The organism is Salinisphaera hydrothermalis C41B8, from assembly GCF_000732535.1.
GTDB lineage: Bacteria > Pseudomonadota > Gammaproteobacteria > Nevskiales > Salinisphaeraceae > Salinisphaera > Salinisphaera hydrothermalis.
Genome location: NZ_APNK01000004.1, coordinates 1 through 16,732, shown reverse-complemented (window position 1 = coordinate 16,732; position 16,732 = coordinate 1). Strand labels below are relative to the sequence as shown.

The 16,732-nt window shown below is 64.7% G+C and carries 11 protein-coding genes and 1 pseudogene; 11 read left to right on the top strand and 1 reads right to left on the bottom strand.

The window, feature by feature from the left end; translation table 11 throughout:
- Positions 1–190 precede the first annotated feature (190 nt).
- From C41B8_RS04270 to C41B8_RS04240, 7 genes and pseudogenes are all read left to right on the top strand, one after another.
- Positions 191–1,474 (top strand): CmpA/NrtA family ABC transporter substrate-binding protein, encoded by a 1,284-nt coding sequence (locus C41B8_RS04270; RefSeq protein WP_084188482.1) that lies wholly within the window; start codon positions 191–193, stop codon positions 1,472–1,474.
- On the top strand, positions 1,471–2,775 hold the full coding sequence (locus C41B8_RS04265; protein WP_051883041.1) for an MFS transporter: 1,305 nt from the start codon (positions 1,471–1,473) through the stop codon (positions 2,773–2,775). Before C41B8_RS04270 ends, C41B8_RS04265 begins: the two co-directional genes overlap by 4 nt.
- Positions 2,776–3,025: 250 nt before the next feature.
- Positions 3,026–3,178, top strand: a complete 153-nt coding sequence (locus C41B8_RS20620; RefSeq protein ID WP_198025045.1) for a hypothetical protein — start codon at positions 3,026–3,028, stop codon at positions 3,176–3,178.
- A 2-nt stretch (positions 3,179–3,180) separates the two neighbouring features.
- A pseudogene (locus C41B8_RS04255) lies at positions 3,181–4,485 on the top strand (NAD(P)/FAD-dependent oxidoreductase); the annotation flags it as partial.
- A gap of 2 nt (positions 4,486–4,487) precedes the next feature.
- Positions 4,488–7,166 (top strand): nitrate reductase, encoded by a 2,679-nt coding sequence (locus C41B8_RS04250; protein WP_037334614.1) that lies wholly within the window; start codon positions 4,488–4,490, stop codon positions 7,164–7,166.
- Between the two features lie 231 nt (positions 7,167–7,397).
- The gene (locus tag C41B8_RS04245) at positions 7,398–9,338 is read left to right on the top strand and encodes a NirA family protein (RefSeq protein ID WP_037334612.1); all 1,941 of its coding nucleotides are present in this window, start codon (positions 7,398–7,400) and stop codon (positions 9,336–9,338) included.
- Between the two features lie 132 nt (positions 9,339–9,470).
- Entirely contained in the window at positions 9,471–11,039 is a 1,569-nt protein-coding gene (locus tag C41B8_RS04240; RefSeq protein WP_037334610.1) for a sulfite reductase subunit alpha, read from the top strand.
- Between the two features lie 32 nt (positions 11,040–11,071).
- On the opposite strand, the gene C41B8_RS04235 is transcribed toward C41B8_RS04240, so the two are convergent.
- Positions 11,072–11,983 carry a LysR family transcriptional regulator gene (locus C41B8_RS04235; RefSeq protein WP_037334608.1) on the bottom strand — a complete coding sequence of 304 codons (912 nt, stop codon included), beginning with the start codon at positions 11,981–11,983 and terminating at the stop codon, positions 11,072–11,074.
- A 115-nt stretch (positions 11,984–12,098) separates the two neighbouring features.
- Between C41B8_RS04235 and C41B8_RS04230 the strand changes: the two genes are divergently transcribed.
- The 4 genes from C41B8_RS04230 (at position 12,099) to C41B8_RS04215 (ending at position 16,643) form a co-directional block, all read left to right on the top strand.
- A complete protein-coding gene (locus C41B8_RS04230; RefSeq protein ID WP_037334606.1) occupies positions 12,099–12,992 on the top strand; it encodes a HalD/BesD family halogenase in 894 nt (297 codons plus the stop codon).
- Positions 12,993–13,054: 62 nt separating this feature from the next.
- Positions 13,055–14,314: a M24 family metallopeptidase gene (locus C41B8_RS04225; RefSeq protein WP_051883038.1), complete on the top strand. Its 1,260-nt coding sequence runs from the start codon at positions 13,055–13,057 to the stop codon at positions 14,312–14,314.
- 71 nt (positions 14,315–14,385) lie between these two features.
- Positions 14,386–15,387, top strand: coding sequence for an isopenicillin N synthase family dioxygenase (locus tag C41B8_RS04220; RefSeq protein WP_051883098.1), 1,002 nt, complete (start codon positions 14,386–14,388; stop codon positions 15,385–15,387).
- 293 nt (positions 15,388–15,680) lie between these two features.
- A complete protein-coding gene (locus C41B8_RS04215) occupies positions 15,681–16,643 on the top strand; it encodes a glycine betaine ABC transporter substrate-binding protein (RefSeq protein ID WP_037334604.1) in 963 nt (320 codons plus the stop codon).
- Positions 16,644–16,732 lie beyond the last annotated feature (89 nt).

The following is a 16,732-nucleotide window of genomic DNA, read 5'->3' as shown; positions in this document are numbered from 1 at the left end:
CCATTTGGCACGGTTTCTGCTGGTTAATCTCCGTCACGGTTCGATGCGGTCAACGGGGGCCATCGAAACATCGAGCCGGGGCTGAACGACAATTCGCTCAGGGACACCGAAGTCCGGCGGCACCGCGCAACCACCGCGCGAGTGCTGTCGGGCTTTTTTTGTGTCCGGAGCCCGACAGGATCGATAACGGATGCGGCATATAACGAGCGCTCGCGCGCTGGAAAAGACCCGGCTGACCCTCGGCTTCGTCGCGCTGGCCGACTGCGCGCCGCTGGTGGCGGCGGTCGAGCTCGGACTGTTTGCCAAGCAGGGGCTGGATGTCCGGCTCCAACGCCAGGCGTCCTGGGCCGCCATTCGCGATAACGTGGCGATCGGCCGGCTGGACGGGGCGCAGATGCTGGCGGGCCTGCCGCTGGCGGCCACGCTCGGTCACGGCACAGCGCCGGTGCCGATGCTTACCGGGCTTGCGCTGGGCGCGAACGGCAACTCGATCACGCTCGATGCGGGGCTGTCGCAGCGCATGGCCGAGCTCGATGTTGGCCGGCCCGGGAGCGCGCCGGCCAGCGCCGAGACGCTGGCCCGGGTCGTGGCGGCCGATCGTGACGCCGGCCTCGCGCCGATGACGTTCGCCATGGTTCATCCCGTGTCGTCGCATCACTATCAGTTGCGTTACTGGCTCGCCTCGGGCGGCTTGGATCCCGATCGCGATGTCCGTCTGATCGTGGTGCCGCCGGCGCGCATGCTGGCCAATCTGCGTGCGGGCCGTATCGCCGGCTACTGCGTGGGCGCGCCCTGGAGCGAGGCCGCGGTCGCCGAGGGCATCGGCCATGTGGCGATTACCGGCCACGAACTCTGGAATAACGCGCCGGAGAAAGTATTCGGCGTGGCCCGCGACTGGGCGGAAGTCTATCCCAATACGCATCGCGCCGTGCTGTGCGCGCTGCTCGAAGCCTGTATCTGGCTCGATGAGCCCAAGCATCGCGAACGCATCGCGCCGCACGTGGCCGGCGCGGGGTTTGTCGATTGCGATGCCGCGCAGCTGGCAGCGGTCTACGCCGGGCATATTCGACGCCAGCGAGAGGCCGCGATCGAGTGGCATCCCGATCATCTCGTTTTTGCCCGCCACCAGAGCAATTTTCCATGGCGCTCGCACGCGGTCTGGTTTCTGCGTCAGATGCAGCGCTGGGGTCAGCTGCATCCGGCCACGGACGTCCACGCGGTCGCCGCGGCGGTCTATCGCCCCGAGCTCTATCGCGAGGTTTGCGCCGAGCTCGAGCGTCCCGCTCCGGTTGTTGACTACAAGACCGAAGGCCGACATGGCCAGGCCTGGTCGGACGTCACGCTCGGCGCTGATATCACCCTCGGCCCGGATCGATTCTTTGACGGCGGGACGTTCGACCCGATGGTCGCCGCCCCGAGGGTACACGGCGCCGGGCCATCGCGCGCGCATATTCTGGAAGGAGGTTTGCAGTGACAACACACAAGGTCGAACAGCTGATCATCGCCACGGTCGGCTTTTTCTGGTGTTTCCTGATGTGGTTCTCGACGGCGGCGTTCTCGCCAAGCATCGCGGACCATTACGGCTTGTCGATCGCCGCGCTCGGACTGCTCGCCAGCTCGGCGCTGTGGATGGCACCGATCGGGCGCATCATCGCCGGCTGGGCTGCCGATCGCTTCGGGGCCCCGCGGACCTTCGCCGTGATTCTCGCGGTCTGCGGCGCGGTTTCGATCGCCTCGGGCTTCACCACCGATTACACGGAGCTGTTCATCGAGCGCGTGATCGTGGCTATCGCCGGCATCTCGTTCGTGGTGGGCATCCAGCACGTAGCCCAGTGGTTCGATGCCGACGAGATCGGCACCGCCGAAGGCCTGTATGCCGGTACTGGCAATGTGGGGGCCGGCGTGGGTGCGCTGCTACTGCCGCGGATCTTTGGCGTCGACTACCAGACCGCGTTCATTCTGCTCGGCGTGGTCGCGCTCGGGCTTGCGGCCTGGTATCTGATACGCGGCGAAGCCGCCCGCGACGCGGCCACCAGCGCCGGTACGGCGAAAGAGGCCGGCGACTGGCGCGGGGCCGTGTTCGTCTGGAGCCGGTATATCGCCATTGCGCTGATGCTGGCTTATGCCATGTCGTTCGGCCTGGAGATCGCGATGAACTCCTGGCTGCCGGGCTATTTCGACAAGGGCTTCCATGCCCAGATCGCCGCGCTCGGCTTTACCTCGGTCGCGGGCGTTCAGGTCGCGGCCGGCACGTTCGCCGCGGTGCAGTCGTTCATGGCCTCGCTGTTCCGGCCGTTCTCGGGCTTCATGTCCGATACTTTCCAGCGCAAGAACTGGACGCCGCTGCCGATCGTGGCCAAGACCCTGCCCTATGCGCCGCGTCTGCACTGGCTCGGTATTGCGCTGATCCTGATCGTGGTCGCGATGCTCGCGCTCACGCTCGCCGGCCTCGCCGGTTTCCTGCCGGGCTCGATCGTCGCGCTTGTCGCTCTGGGGCTGTTCATCAGCTTCGGTACCGGCGGCACATTCGCGCTCGTGCCGCTGCTGTTCCCGGAACGCCCCGGCGTGGCGGCCGGCTTCATCGGCGGCGTGTCCTGCGCCGGTGGCATCGTCTATCCGCTCATCTTCTCCGGCGGGGCCAACATCCATATGGGCTATGCCTATACCGCCATATTCCTGTTCATTCCCTTCGTGCTGTTTTTCTTCTGGGCCGCGCGCTACGAGCGCAGCCCGGCCGAGCACGGCATCGGCGAGTTCAAGCCGGTTTCGGAGTGAAGGTATGGAAAGGCATGGATCCGCAGATCCACACAGATGACGCAGAGGGCGGTTGGGCGGCCGGGCTGTTGGTTTGCCTGCGGGCGCCATCGGCTTTCCGGCTGAGCTCAAAGACACGGAGCGCGGGGGGCTGTGGGCGCCCGGCGACAACAATGACTCCTGGCTGACCGCCCATCTGTTTCATCTGCGAAATCTGCGGATAAACCAGGAAACGGGCAGCCACGATCCGGAATAACGCAAGGAGTAAGTCATGGCACAACAAGCAATCGAGAAGACCGAACGCGACGGCTGGTACAAGTACGGCGTCGGCGTATTGTTCGCTGAGATGGGCATTGCCCTTTGTGTGTGCGGCTATTCGCTGTACATGGCCTTTGCCGGCCTCGGCGGGTTTCCCGGCAAGTAGCCATGCCCGCCTACCACACGCTTCGTCGACACGCCGATCGGACCGACGCGGTGCAACCGCGGCTGGATCTGGTGGTCATCGGTAACGGTATGGCCGGACTGCGGGTGATCGAGGATCTGCTCGAACTCGCGCCGGAGCGCTACAACGTCACCGTGTTCGGCGCCGAACCCCAGGCCAGCTACAACCGGATCATGCTGTCGCCGGTGCTGGCCGGCGACAAGACGTTCGATGAGATCCAGAGTCGCGATCGCGCCTGGTATGCCCAGCACGGTATCGCCTTGTATACCGGCGAATCGGTGGTCGACATAGACCGTCGTCGGCGCATGGTCATCTCGGACAGCGGCCGGGAAGTGCCCTACGACCGGCTCGTGCTTGCCACCGGCTCCACGGCGTTCGTAATTCCGGTGCCGGGACACGATCTGGACGGTGTGATCAGTTTCCGTGCCATCGGCGATGTCGAGCGCATGGTCGAGGCGAGTGCCCGCGGCGGCCGAGCGGCCGTGATCGGCGGCGGGCTGCTGGGTCTGGAAGCGGCGTACGGGCTGCATCGGCGCGGCATGGAGGTGACCGTCGTGCATCTCCAGTCGCAATTGATGGAGCGCCAGCTCGATGCCACCGCGGCTGCGTTGTTGCAGCATTCGCTGGCCCAGCGCGGCCTGTCGTTCCGTATGGGCGCGGAAACCGCGGCGATCGTCTCCGACGGGGCGGGACGCGTGGCCGGGCTGCGTTTCAAGGACGATGACGCGTCGACGCTGGATGTCGATCTGGTGGTGATGGCCGTGGGCATCCGGCCGAACATCGAGCTGGCCCGATCGGCCGGGCTGCATTGCGACAAGGGCATTGTGGTCAACGACACCATGCAGACTTTCGACCCGCGCATTTATGCGGTCGGTGAGTGCGTCGAGCATCGCAAGGCAGTGTACGGGCTGGTGGCGCCGCTGTGGGATCAGGCGCGGGTCTGCGCCAATCATCTGGCCTGGCGCGGGCACAGTCAGTACGGCGGCTCGGTCACCGCGACCCAGCTCAAGGTCACCGGTATCGATATGTACTCGGCCGGCGATTTCGCCGAGGACGAGCACACCGAAACGCTGACTTTTTCCGACATACGCCGTGGTGTCTACAAGCGCATTGTACTGCGAGACGGTTGTATCGCCGGCGTCGTGCTGTACGGCGACACGGCCGATGGGTCCTGGTATTTCAAGCATATGCGGGCCGGCACGGATGTGTCGTGGTTTCGCGATGCGTTGATCTTCGGCCGGGCTTTCGTCGACACCGACGACCATGTCGAACCGAATCGAGAGGCGGCGTGATGACAGGGCAGACCACGCGTACCACGTGCCCGTATTGCGGCGTCGGCTGCGGCGTGGCGGCTTCGGTGGACGATGCCGGCACGGTGGCCGTTACCGGCGACGAAGGCCATCCGTCCAATCGTGGCCGTCTGTGTTCGAAGGGCACGGCCTTGGCCGATACGGTCGGGCTGGCCGATCGCCTGCTGCATCCGCGCGTCGACGGCCATCGCGCCGACTGGAACAGTGCGCTCGACCGGGTCGCCGGTGGTTTTGCCGAGATCATTGCCGAGCACGGCCCGGATGCGGTCGCCTTCTATGTCTCCGGCCAGTTGCTCACCGAGGATTACTACGTCGCCAACAAGTTGATGAAGGGCTACATCGGCTCGGCGAACATCGATACCAATTCGCGGCTGTGCATGTCCTCGGCCGTGGCCGGCCACAAGCGGGCGTTCGGCGAGGACGCCGTGCCCGGCTGTTACGACGATCTGGAGATCGCCGATCTGGTGGTGCTGGTGGGCTCCAATCTGGCGTGGTGTCATCCGGTGGTCTATCAGCGTCTGATGGCAGCCCGCGAGCCCGACCCGAAAAAGACGCTGGTGGTGATCGATCCACGGCGTACCGCGACGGCCGACAGCGCCGATCTGCATCTGCCGATCGCGCCTGGCAGCGATGTCGCGTTGTTCAATGGCTTGCTGGCGTATCTTGCCGGGCAGGGCATCACCTCCGAGCTGCCCGGGGCCGATGCGGCGATCGAGGCAGCCCAGAGGATGGGCGATGCGGCCTCGGTCGCACAAGCCGTCGGTGTCGACATCGACGATCTGGCCAAGTTCTTCACTTGGTTCGCGGCCACCGAGCGCGCGGTGACCGTGTTCTCGCAGGGCGTGAATCAGTCATCGGCCGGTACCGACAAGGTCAACGCCATCATCAACTGCCATCTGCTGACCGATCGCATCGGCAAGCCCGGCGCCTGCCCGTTCTCGATCACCGGGCAGCCGAACGCCATGGGCGGGCGTGAGGTCGGCGGGCTGGCCAGCACGCTGGCCGCGCACATGGGCTTCGATCGAGCCGATACCGTGCAGCGCTTCTGGGGTTCGCCGACCATTGCGCGCAAACCGGGATTGAAGGCGGTCGAGCTGTTCGAGGCGATCGAGGCCGGGCGCATCAAGGCGATCTGGATCATGGCGACCAATCCGGTCGTGAGCCTGCCGGATGCGGATCGCGCCCGGCGGGCGCTGGCCGCCTGCCCGCTGGTGGTGGTGTCGGACGTGATGCGTCATACCGACACCGTCGATTGTGCCGACGTACTGTTGCCGGCCGCGGCCTGGGCCGAGAAATCCGGCACGGTGACCAATTCCGAACGCATGATCTCGCGCCAGCGCGCTTTTCTGCCGCTGCCGGGCGAGGCCCGCGCCGACTGGCGGATCATTAGCGAGGTCGCCCGACGCATGGGCTTCGGCGACGATTTCGCCTATGAATCGGCGGCCGATATCTTTCGTGAACACGCGGCCCTGACGGCATTTGAAAACAACGGCGAGCGCGTGCTCGATCTCGGCGCGCTGGCCAGCATCACCGACGCCGAATACGAGACGCTGTCGCCCATCCGCTGGCCGTTGTCGTCGCCCGAGGCGATGCGGGCGGCCGGCGCCATGCCGGCAAGGGCGGACGCGGATCGGCTGTTCACCGACGACGCATATCCGCATGCCGACGGGCGTGCCCATTTGGTGCCCGTAGCGCCGCGCGGCCCGGCGAATCGGCCGAGCACGTCGCGGCCGCTGGCGCTCAACACCGGCCGGGTGCGCGATCACTGGCATACGATGACACGGACCGCCAAGTCCGAGCGGCTGGCCGCTCACATCGCCGAGCCGTTCGTGGAGATTCATCCCGAGGACGCCCAGACCCACGCGATTGTCGACGGGCGACTGGCCACCGTCACCACCGACTGGGGCCAGGTCACGATGCGCGCGGTGGTGACCGACCGACAGCGCCAGGGCAGCCTGTTTGCGCCCATCCACTGGAATCGACAGTTTGCCTCCGCAGCCCGCGTGGGCGCTGCGGCGAATCCCGCCGTCTGTCCGATTGCCGGCGAACCGGAATTCAAGCACACGCCGGCGTCGATCGCGCCGTATGAGGCGGTCTGGTATGGCTTCGTCTACGCCGCGCGGCCGCTGCGCATGCAAGCACAGCCCGGCATCGATCACTGGACGCGAGTACCGGGCGCGCGTTTCAACCGCTATGAAATCGCCGGCATCGATAGGCCGGGCGACTGGACGGACCGAGTCGGACGCTGGCTCAGCGTTGAGGGCCGCGACGTCGACTGGCTGGACGCGAGCGACCCGGCGAGCGGCTTGTATCGGGCGGCCCATATCGACGGCGGCACGTTGGAAGCCGCGGTTTTCATCGCACCCACGCCCGAGCGGCTGCCCGATCGCAGCTGGCTGGCCGGCCTGTTCACGGGCGAGCCGATGCAAGAGGCCGAACGCATGGCCGTGCTCGCCGGTCGGCCGGCGGATGCCAGTGCGGATACCGGCCCGCTGGTCTGTTCCTGTTTCGGCGTCGGCCGCAAGACGATCCGTCGCGCCATCGAGGCCGAAGGACTGGACAGCGTCGAGGCCGTCGGGCGGGCGGTCGAGGCCGGCACCAATTGCGGTTCATGCAAGCCGGAGATCGCCGAGATCCTGGCCGAAGCGAGCAAGGACTAAGACATTTTCATCCGCAGATTTCGCAGATTGTACAGATGGAGCGCAGTGGTTTTATGGCTTGTTTATGCGTGGCGCGATTCTTTGCCATTTCCGGCCCAAACACTGCTGTGCCCTGAGGCGAGCGCTTCGCGGTACTGAGGCGCAATCTGAAACTTGCTGTCTTCAAATCTGCGTCATCTGCGAAATCTGCGGATCAACCAAGACTCATGATCGAAGAGATCGGAGTACAAAATGACCGATAACAGCTTCAACGACGAACAGCAGCGCTATCTCAAAGGCGTGACGGCCGGGCTGCATATCGCCCGCGGCGTGCCGGGGATGACCGGGCTGACCGGAGCCAAGCACCTGCGCCCGGACGACTGGCACGCCCAGGCCCGTATCCGGGCCCAGGCTGCCGGGGGCGAACTGACCAGCCAGGAGCAGGCCAAGGCTGATCTGAACCCACTGGATATGTGGTCGCATATGGGTGACCTCGCGGCCCGCGGCGAGTATCCCAAGGGCGACGACGTATTCCTGATGAAAGGGAACGGCCTGTTTTATGTCGCGCCCAATCAGGACAGTTACATGTGCCGGTTACGCATGCCGGGCGGCATATTCTCGAGCCACCAGTTCCGTGGCGTGGCGGGTCTGGCCGCAACTTACGGCGGTGGCTATACCCACGTCACGACCCGCGCCAATCTGCAGATCCGGGAAATCGGCGCGGCCGATCCCGTTAACGTGAAGATGGGCCTGGCCGATCTCGGCATCCTCAACAACGGCGCCGGCGGCGACAATATTCGTAACATCACCGGTTCGCCTCTGGCCGGCATCGACCCGCAGGAGATCATCGACGTCACCCCGCTGGCGCGGCAGATGCATCACCACATCATCAACCACCGCGAACTGTACGGCCTGCCGCGCAAATTCAATATCGCCTTCGATGGTGGCGGCCGTATCAGCGCCCTGGAAGGCACAAACGATATCGGCTTTTCGGCTGTGCTACCCAAGGCGGGTGGCCCACTCCCGCGCAGGCCGTACTTCCGGATGGGCCTGGGTGGTATTACGGGACACCAGGATTTCGCCCGTGATACGGGCGTCATGCTCAAGCCCGAGGAATGCGTGCCGGTGGCGCATGCCGTGCTCAAGGTTTTCCTGATGAACGGCGATCGCACCGATCGCGACAAGGCGCGGCTGAAATACGTGCTCGATCGCTGGGGCTTCGACAAGTTCATGCGTGAGGTACAGAAAGAGCTGCCGTTCACGCTGCGCTGGTTCGATCTCAAACGCTGCGAGGCCCGCGGGCCGGCGGTACGAGACGGGCACATGGGTGTGCACGATCAGGCGCAGGCCGGCTATCACTACATCGGGGTGATCTGCCCGGTAGGTCGGCTGAGCGTGAAGCAGATGCAGCAGATCGCCGATATCGCCGATCGCTATGGCGACGGCAAGATCCGCACGACGGTCTGGCAGAACTTCGTGCTCGGCTACATCGCCGAGGCCGACCTCGAACCGGCGATAAAAGCGATCGAAGCGACCGGCCTGCATGTCGAAGCCAGCCCGGCCCGGACCGGCATGGTGGCTTGCACTGGCAGCTTCGGCTGCAAGTTCGGCAATGCCGAAACCAAGGGCAATGCGATGAAACTGGTTGAGCATCTGGAAGCAAAGATCGAACTCGATACGCCGATCAATCTCAACGTCACCGGCTGCCCGAATTCATGTGCCCAGCATTACATCGGCGACATCGGCCTGCTGGGCGCCCGGGTCGACGACCCCGACGCGGAAGACCCCGAGGACGCCGATCAGGTCGATGGATTTCACGTCTTCATCGGCGGTGGCTACGACGACGAGCAGGGCATCGCCCGCGAACTCGCTGCCAGCGTGCCGGCGTCGCAGATTCCGGCCTATATCGAGAACGTGCTCGGGTTGTACCTGGAAGAACGAAAGAACGGCGAGCGTTTCGTGCGCTATGCCCGCCGGCAAGACCTCGACGCATTTCGCGAGCGTCTGGCGGCACGCTCGGCTGCGGCTGCCGACGCTCAGGCGGCGAGCGCGGCGGGACCGGCCACCGATGCCGACACCCCGGAATGTGCGAAGACCGCGCTTGACTCGAGCGTGGAATCCGAAGCCGAGCCGCTGGAGGATCACGACGAGGCGGAGGCCAAGCGGGATGAAGATCAGACGAACGCGGCGTAAGAAGAAAAGTCCGCAAATGAACGCAAAAGTCGCAAATGGTGAAGAAGAATTATCTGTTCTCATTTGCGCGTATTAGCGTTTATTTGCGGACTCAACGAGACCCATCGCGTCCGCAAAAACGAGGTTTGAACCATGCCCACACAAGTCAATCTGATCCCCGAAGACGCGCCGTTCGAGGAGGGGCAGCGCGAATGGCTCAATGGCCTGCTGTCGGCGTTGGCGGGCTGGGAAGGGTCGCTCGGCGGTGCCGCCCAGGACAGCGGCGAGGCGAAAGAGAGTTTCCCCTGGCACGATCCGGCGCTGGAGATGGACGAACGCATGGCGCTCGCTGAGGGCAAACCTTACGAGCGCCAGTTGATGGCGGCCATGGCCCAGCTCGACTGCGGCCAGTGCGGCTATTTGTGCAAGACCTACGCTGAGGCCATTGCCTTCGAGGGCGAAGCGCTCAATCGCTGTGTGCCAGGGGGTAAGGAAACCGAACGCACACTCAAGGAATTGGGGGCCGCGCACCAGGCCGCCAACGCCGGGCCCGCTGCAGAAGAGCCAGCCGAGAAGCCGGCTGCGAAGCCGAAAAAGGCTGCCCCGTTGGGCAGCCGCGATAATCCCTATATGGCCCGGCTCAAGTCGAGCACGCCGCTCAATGCCGAAGGATCGACCAAGGACACCCGCCACGTGGTGATCGATCTGGGCGATTCCGGGATCGAATACGAAGCCGGGGATTCGATGGGCATCTATCCCGAGAACGATCCGCGCACAGTGGACGCGATCCTGGCTGATCTCGAGGTGTCGGGCGGCGAGATGGTCACGACAGCTGCCGGCGAAAGTAAACGGTTGCGCCAGGCGCTGCTCAAGGATCTGGACGTCACCAAGCCGTCCGACGAAGCGATCGCGCTGCTGGCCGAGCACGCCGGTGATGCCGACGAAGCTGAAGACCTGCGGATGCTGTCCGGCCAGGGCGCGGCCGAAGGCCAGACGCTGCTCGAATTGCTGCGGGTCTATCCGAGCGCGCGGCCGCCGCTGCAGGCACTGGTCGACGCACTCGGTCCGCTGCAGCCGCGGCTGTATTCGATCGCGTCGTCATCGAAGCGATACCCGACCGAAATCCATACCACGGTCGCGGTGGTGAAAACGGCGGTCTACGGCCGCGGCTACAAGGGCGTGGCCTCGACGTTTCTGGCCAAGCGGCTGTCGCTGCACGGCGAGGTACCAATCTACATCCAGCGTTCGGAAGAATTCCGGGTCCATGCCGATCCCGACCATCCGGCCATCATGATCGGCCCGGGCACGGGCATTGCCCCATTCATGGCGTTTCTGCAGGAACGCGAGGCACGCGGCGACGCCGGCCGCAACTGGCTGTTCTTCGGCAATCCGGAGTCGGCCAAGGACCATATCTATCGCCGCGAACTCGAGGCCTGGCGCAAGCAGGGGCTGCTCAGCCGGCTGACGCTGGCGTTTTCGCGCGATCAGGAAGAAAAGGTGTACGTCCAGACGCGGATGCTCGAACAGGCGCGCGAGTTCTGGGTCTGGCTGCAGGCGGGGGCGGTGATCTATATCTGCGGCGATGCGTCGCGCATGGCCAACGACGTCGACCATGCCCTGCACCGAATCGTGGCCGAGCAGGGCGGCTTCGACGCGGCTGGTGCTACGCGCTACGTTGAGCGACTGACCGCCGAGCGTCGATACCTGCGCGATGTCTATTGAGGTCGCGGTCCGGCTTTTCTCGTTCCGGATATTCAGCCGGGCAGGGCTGAACCTGTTATGCCCTCGTTGAGGGTTTGTTCGACCAGCGTCGTGAAAGCATCGAACGCCGGGTGTTGAACACTCGGCGACCGATGAATTTCCAGCACAGCCTCTGGTAGCGGTGGCAGGCCGGTGTCTTCGCCCAGAACACGCCACGCTTCCGGCAGCGTGCGTCGGCCGGTGATGGTGATTGCCCGGCACTGATCCACGGCCACACGCAGTCCGGTGGGGCTCTGGCTCGTGTAATCGATCTGCCAAGCGCGATCGATGCCGGTCAGCGCTTCCAGCGCGCGGCGGCGATAGATGCATTGTTCCGGAAAGACAGCCAGCGGCACGGGTTGGTCGGGCGCCAGTTCGAAATCGCGATGTGCGGCCCAGACCAGCGACTCGGTGGCTACGCGCTGCGCGTTGCTGGCCGCCGAGTGGCGGACCGTGAGGACCAGATCCAGTGCGCCGGCCTCGAGTTGTTCGACCAGTTCGGTCGACATGCGGCAATGGATATGCGGGCGCACCGAGGGATGCGAAGCGGCGAAGGCCCGCAGCATCTCGGGCAGCCAGGTTTCGGCGTAATCCTCGGGCAGGCCGAAGCGCAGCGTCGTCGGCTGGGCCGACGGTCCCACGGCGCTCATGGCCTCGCGCTGGAGCTGCAACAGGCGGCGGGCATAGACCAGAAACGTCCGGCCGTCGGCGGTCAACGACAGCTGGCGGCTGGTGCGGTGCAGTAGCCGCGCGTTCAGCCGGGTTTCCAGCGTGCGAATGCGCAGGCTGATGGTGGACTGGGTTTTGTGCAGATATTGCGCCGCTGCGGTGAAGCCGCCGGTCTCGGCGACCGCCACAAAAGCGGCCAGCAGGTCGCCATCCAGCCCACCGGCCGTTGATCCATGAGTGATGCCGATGGATTCCATTGGAATAACTCGTTTATCAAATCGATCGCTCGAACGCAGCATAAGGGACGTCGGCGCATCGGGCCATCGCGGTTCGGCCGATATGTTCCAACGCAGGCGATCGAAAGAGGATGAGATGAGCGAGACAGCCCTGGCGCTGGCCGATGCCGAGCGCACGGATCTGAGCGATCTGGTGGATACCGAGTGCTATCCGCTCGAGGATTTCAACGGTCCGCGGATGCAGGACGTCATCGGTCGGGTGCAGGACGATCTGGCCGAGGATGGCTGTGCCGTGTTGCGCGGTTTCATGCGCCCCGCTGCATTGCAGCGTGCCAGCGCCGAGGGCCGCGAGCTCGCGAGGAAGACGTTTTTTTCCAGTGCCCGGGTCAACGCCTGGTTCACCCGCGACGATCCGAGTCTGGGGGACGACGACCCGCGGCGCATATTCATGGATCGCACCAGCGGTTTCGTGACCCGCGACATGATCCCAGCCGACATGGTCATTCAGCAGATTTATGTCTCGCCGGCGATGAAGCGGCTGGTCGCGGCCTGCATTGGTGAAGACGAAGTCTTTGAATACGCTGACCCCTTCGCCGGCCTGGTACAGAACGTGTTGCCGCCGGGCACGTCGCAGCCGTGGCACTACGACACTAATGAATACATCGTCACCATGATGACCGAGAAGCCGGAGGTCGGCGGCGAATTCGAATACTGCCCGAACATCCGCTCGGCGGCCGGCGAGAACTACGATCGCGTGGGCGCGGTGATCCGCGGTGAGGATATGGCCACGTCCAAGACGCTGCGCCTGGAGCCCGGCGACCTGCAGCTGTTCAAGGGCCGGTATTCGCTGCACCGCGTGACCGAGGTCGGTGGCGAGCGCGAGCGGCACACCGCCATCTTTGCCTATTCGCAGCAGCCGGGCGTGGTCGGTCGGCTCGAGCGCACCCGTCAGCTCTACGGGCGGGTTTCGGAAGCGCATATCCAGGCCGAGCGCGAGCGCGTCGAGCGCGCCGACGGGCTGCTGGACTGACTGGAGACTGCCTGCAGCGCCAATAAACCGGCCCGCCACGGCCCAAAAACCGACGAGATGTTATGACGACCACGGCCCTTCAGTACGACGATATCCTGCCCCCGGCCCACGATCCGGCGTTATGCGAGCCCACGTCCGCCGAGATTGAGCAGATCCTGTGCGACCGCCTGGCCGCCACACGCGCCCAGCTCAAGGCTCGCAATATCGTGGCCGCGGTATTGTTCGACCCGACTCATGTGCGCTATGCCACCGGCTCGCGCAATATGCAGGTATATTCGGCGCGTAACCCGGCGCGCTATGCCTTCGTGCCGGCGGAAGGGCCGGTGGTGCTGTTCGAGTTCTCCGGCTGCGAGCATCTGGCGGCGGATCTACCCACGATCGACGAGATCCGCCCGGCGACCGCGATCTCTTATTACTTCTGCGACGACCATCTCAAGCAGACCACCCACGCCTGGGCCGACGAGATCGACCGGCTGGTACGCGACTGCGGCGGGACCGACGGCGACTTTGTGGCGATTGAAAGCGCGACCTCGAACGCGGCCTTTGCGCTGGCCGAGCGCGGCTGGCGTATCTGCGATGCCCAGGTGCCGCTGGAACGAGCGCGGGCGATCAAGGTGCCCAACGAAATCAAGATGATCCGCAGCTCGCTACGGGCGGTCGAAACCGGCGTGCACAAGCTGGAGGCGGCCATCCGGCCGGGGGCGACCGAAAACGAGGTGTGGTCGAACCTGCACCAGCACATTATCGCCACCGACGCGGATTATGTGGAAACCCGGCTTATGAATTCGGGACCTAGAACGAATCCCTGGTTCCAGGAATGCTCGGACCGGGTCATGCAGGCCGGCGAACTGGTGGCACTGGATACCGATGTGGTCGGCCGCTACGGCTACTACGCGGATTTCTCGCGCACCTTCCTCTGCGGCGATCAGCCGGCCACCGCGACGCAGCGCGATCTGTATCGCATGGCCTTCGATCAGATCCAGACCAATATGGCGAAGATCGCGCCCGGTGTGTCGTTCAAGGAGTACGCCGAGCAAGCCTGGCAGATCCCGCCGGCCTACAAGGCCCGGCGTTATTTCGCGCTGGCCCACGGCGTCGGCATGACTGGCGAGTATCCCTATATCGTTCATCGCGAGGATATCGACGACAAGGGCTACGACGGCGTCATGGAGCCGGGCATGACGCTCTGCGTGGAAAGTTATATCGGTCACGAAGACGGCGGTGAGGGCGCCAAGCTCGAAGAGCAGGTCTATATCCGCGACGATGGGCAGGTCGAATTGTTGTCCGACTATCCTTTTGATGTGCGTCTGCTGGGCGACTGACCAGCGCGCCTCAATCCATGATCGCAGCCCGGGCCATCGCCGGGTCCGACATCCAGCCGAGACGCGACACCATGAGCCAGACCCTGATCCCCCATATCGATCTGACGCCGTTGCTTGCCAATACCGCCGGGCGTGCCGAGACGGTCGCCGCGATCGTCGACGCCGCCTGTGATTCCGGCTTCATGACGATCGGCATCGCGCCGGGCCAGCTGGATCTCGCCGACGATATCCACGGCCGGCTGCTGCGCTTCTTCGAACTCGACGAGGACCACAAGCAGCAGTTGGCACGGCACAAGTTCGTGGCCGCCAACCGCAATGTCTATCGCGGCTATTTCCCGCCGCAGGACGAGGATCCGACTTGGAAAGAGGGCATCGACCTGGGCCCGGATATCGCGCATCCCGAGCGCGCGGACAACGCCAGCGGCGATCCGCTGCGCGAACCGACGCCGCGGCCGCCGGAAGCCGCGCTGCCGGGCTGGGCTGACGATATCGCGGCTTATTACCGCGCGATGGAAGCGCTGGGCCGAGTCATCGCGGGCGCACTGGCTGAAGGGCTCGGCGTCGATCGTGAGACGTTGCTGCGGCCCTTCGACCACGGTAATTCCACGCTGCGCCTGATTCATTATCCCGAGCGGCGGGTCGAGACACTCGAGGCCATGCCCGCGGTGGACGGTGAAGGCGACGCCCGACGCTGGCTGGTCGGCGTGCCTCATTGTGACAACGGCTTCATCACGCTGCTGTGGCAGGACCAGGTCGGCGGGCTGCAGGTCCGCACGCCCGCCGGCGGCTGGGAGGACGTGCCGCCGCGCGATAATGCGCTGGTGGTGAATTTCGGGCGCCTGCTGGCCGACTGGTCGAGCGATCGTATTCAGGCCACGGAGCACCGCATTGTTGGCGGCACCCGATCGCGGCACTCGATCCCGTTCTTCTTCGAACCGGCAGTCGATGCGCATATCGCGGCCCCTGATGCGGCTGGCGACGGCGGCTATATCTACGGCGATCGGTTATGGGAGCGCATGCAGGCGTTCGTCGAATTCCAGGGGCTGGAGCGGACGCCAGTCGCGGACGCATGAGCCTGTTCCTGGACGCCCTCGATTGGGCCAGGAGCGGGCGGGCTCGGCCCGACGATATCGAGCCCAGCGGTTGAGACAGACCTGTCCGATCACCGGCGCGACGCAATGGGTCGCCACCGGGAAGGCCGTCATACACGGTTGGCTCGGACTCGGTCCGATCAGAGTGGCGCCAATCCGCGTCACATCATTGGGCTATGGTTAGCGTGTCCCGCAGATAGGTTTGCGCCGCGACTCCGCTGGTCGATCGGTCGAGGGCGGCGCGTATTGATGACATAACAAAAGGGGAATCGAGTATGAGAAAACAAGTGATCTGTCGTGGGTTCGCGGCGCTGTTGCTGGCCGCAACCACGGCTCTGGGGTGTTCGTCGCTGGCGCTGGCCGCCGACTCGTCGTCGGCCGACACGGTCAATATCGGCATGCCGCCGTGGCCGGGTGCCACGATCAAGAGCCAGGTCGTGGCGGCGATCCTGAAGCCGCTCGGCTACCCGGTCGAGTACACCAAGGCGAGCGCTCCGATCATCTATCTCAGCCTGTCGCAGGACAAGGTCGACGTGAACCTGTCCGCCTGGTCTCCGGGGCAGGCTTCGAGCTTCATGCCCTATGTGAAGCAGCACAAGATCGTGAAGCTGGGCGAGAATCTCACCGGCGCGACATCCGGTTTCGCCGTGCCGAATTACATGGTCAAGCAGGGTCTGACCAGCGACACCCAGCTCGCGGCACACGCCAAGGATGTGGATGCCACCGTGCACTGCATTGAGCCGGGCAGCGGCGCGAACAACATCGTCGAAAAGGCGATCAAGAACAACACGTACGGTCTCGGCGACTGGCACATGAAGCACAGCAGCACGGCGGCCATGCTGGCCGAGGCCAAGCGCGCGATCGATCAGCACAAGCCGATCGTGTTCTGTGGCTGGCAGCCGCACTGGATGAACGTCGCGCTGGATATGACAATCCTCAAGGATCCGAAGAGCCTGTGGGGGCCGAACGGCGGCCACAGTCAGGTGCTGACGCTGGCGAGCGCCGGTTTCGTCAAGCGTGATCCGAATCTGGCGCGCTTTTTCCGCCAGTTTCAGGTCGATTCAGCCACCCAGAGTCAGTGGGTGTATCAATCGAGCTACAAGAAACAGGATCATCAACAGGTCGCCGACCAGTGGATCGCGGCCCATCTCGACGAAGTGGCCGGCTGGCTGAAGGGCGTCAAGGCCGCGGACGGGCAGCCTGCGGCCGAGCTTCTGCGCCAGCATTTCGGCAGCTGATCGTCGACCGCCGCGGGTGGGGCAATCGCGCATAAAAAAAGGTTCTTCGCAGATAAGCGTGAAAGGCGGCGGTGACCGCATGGCTTAAG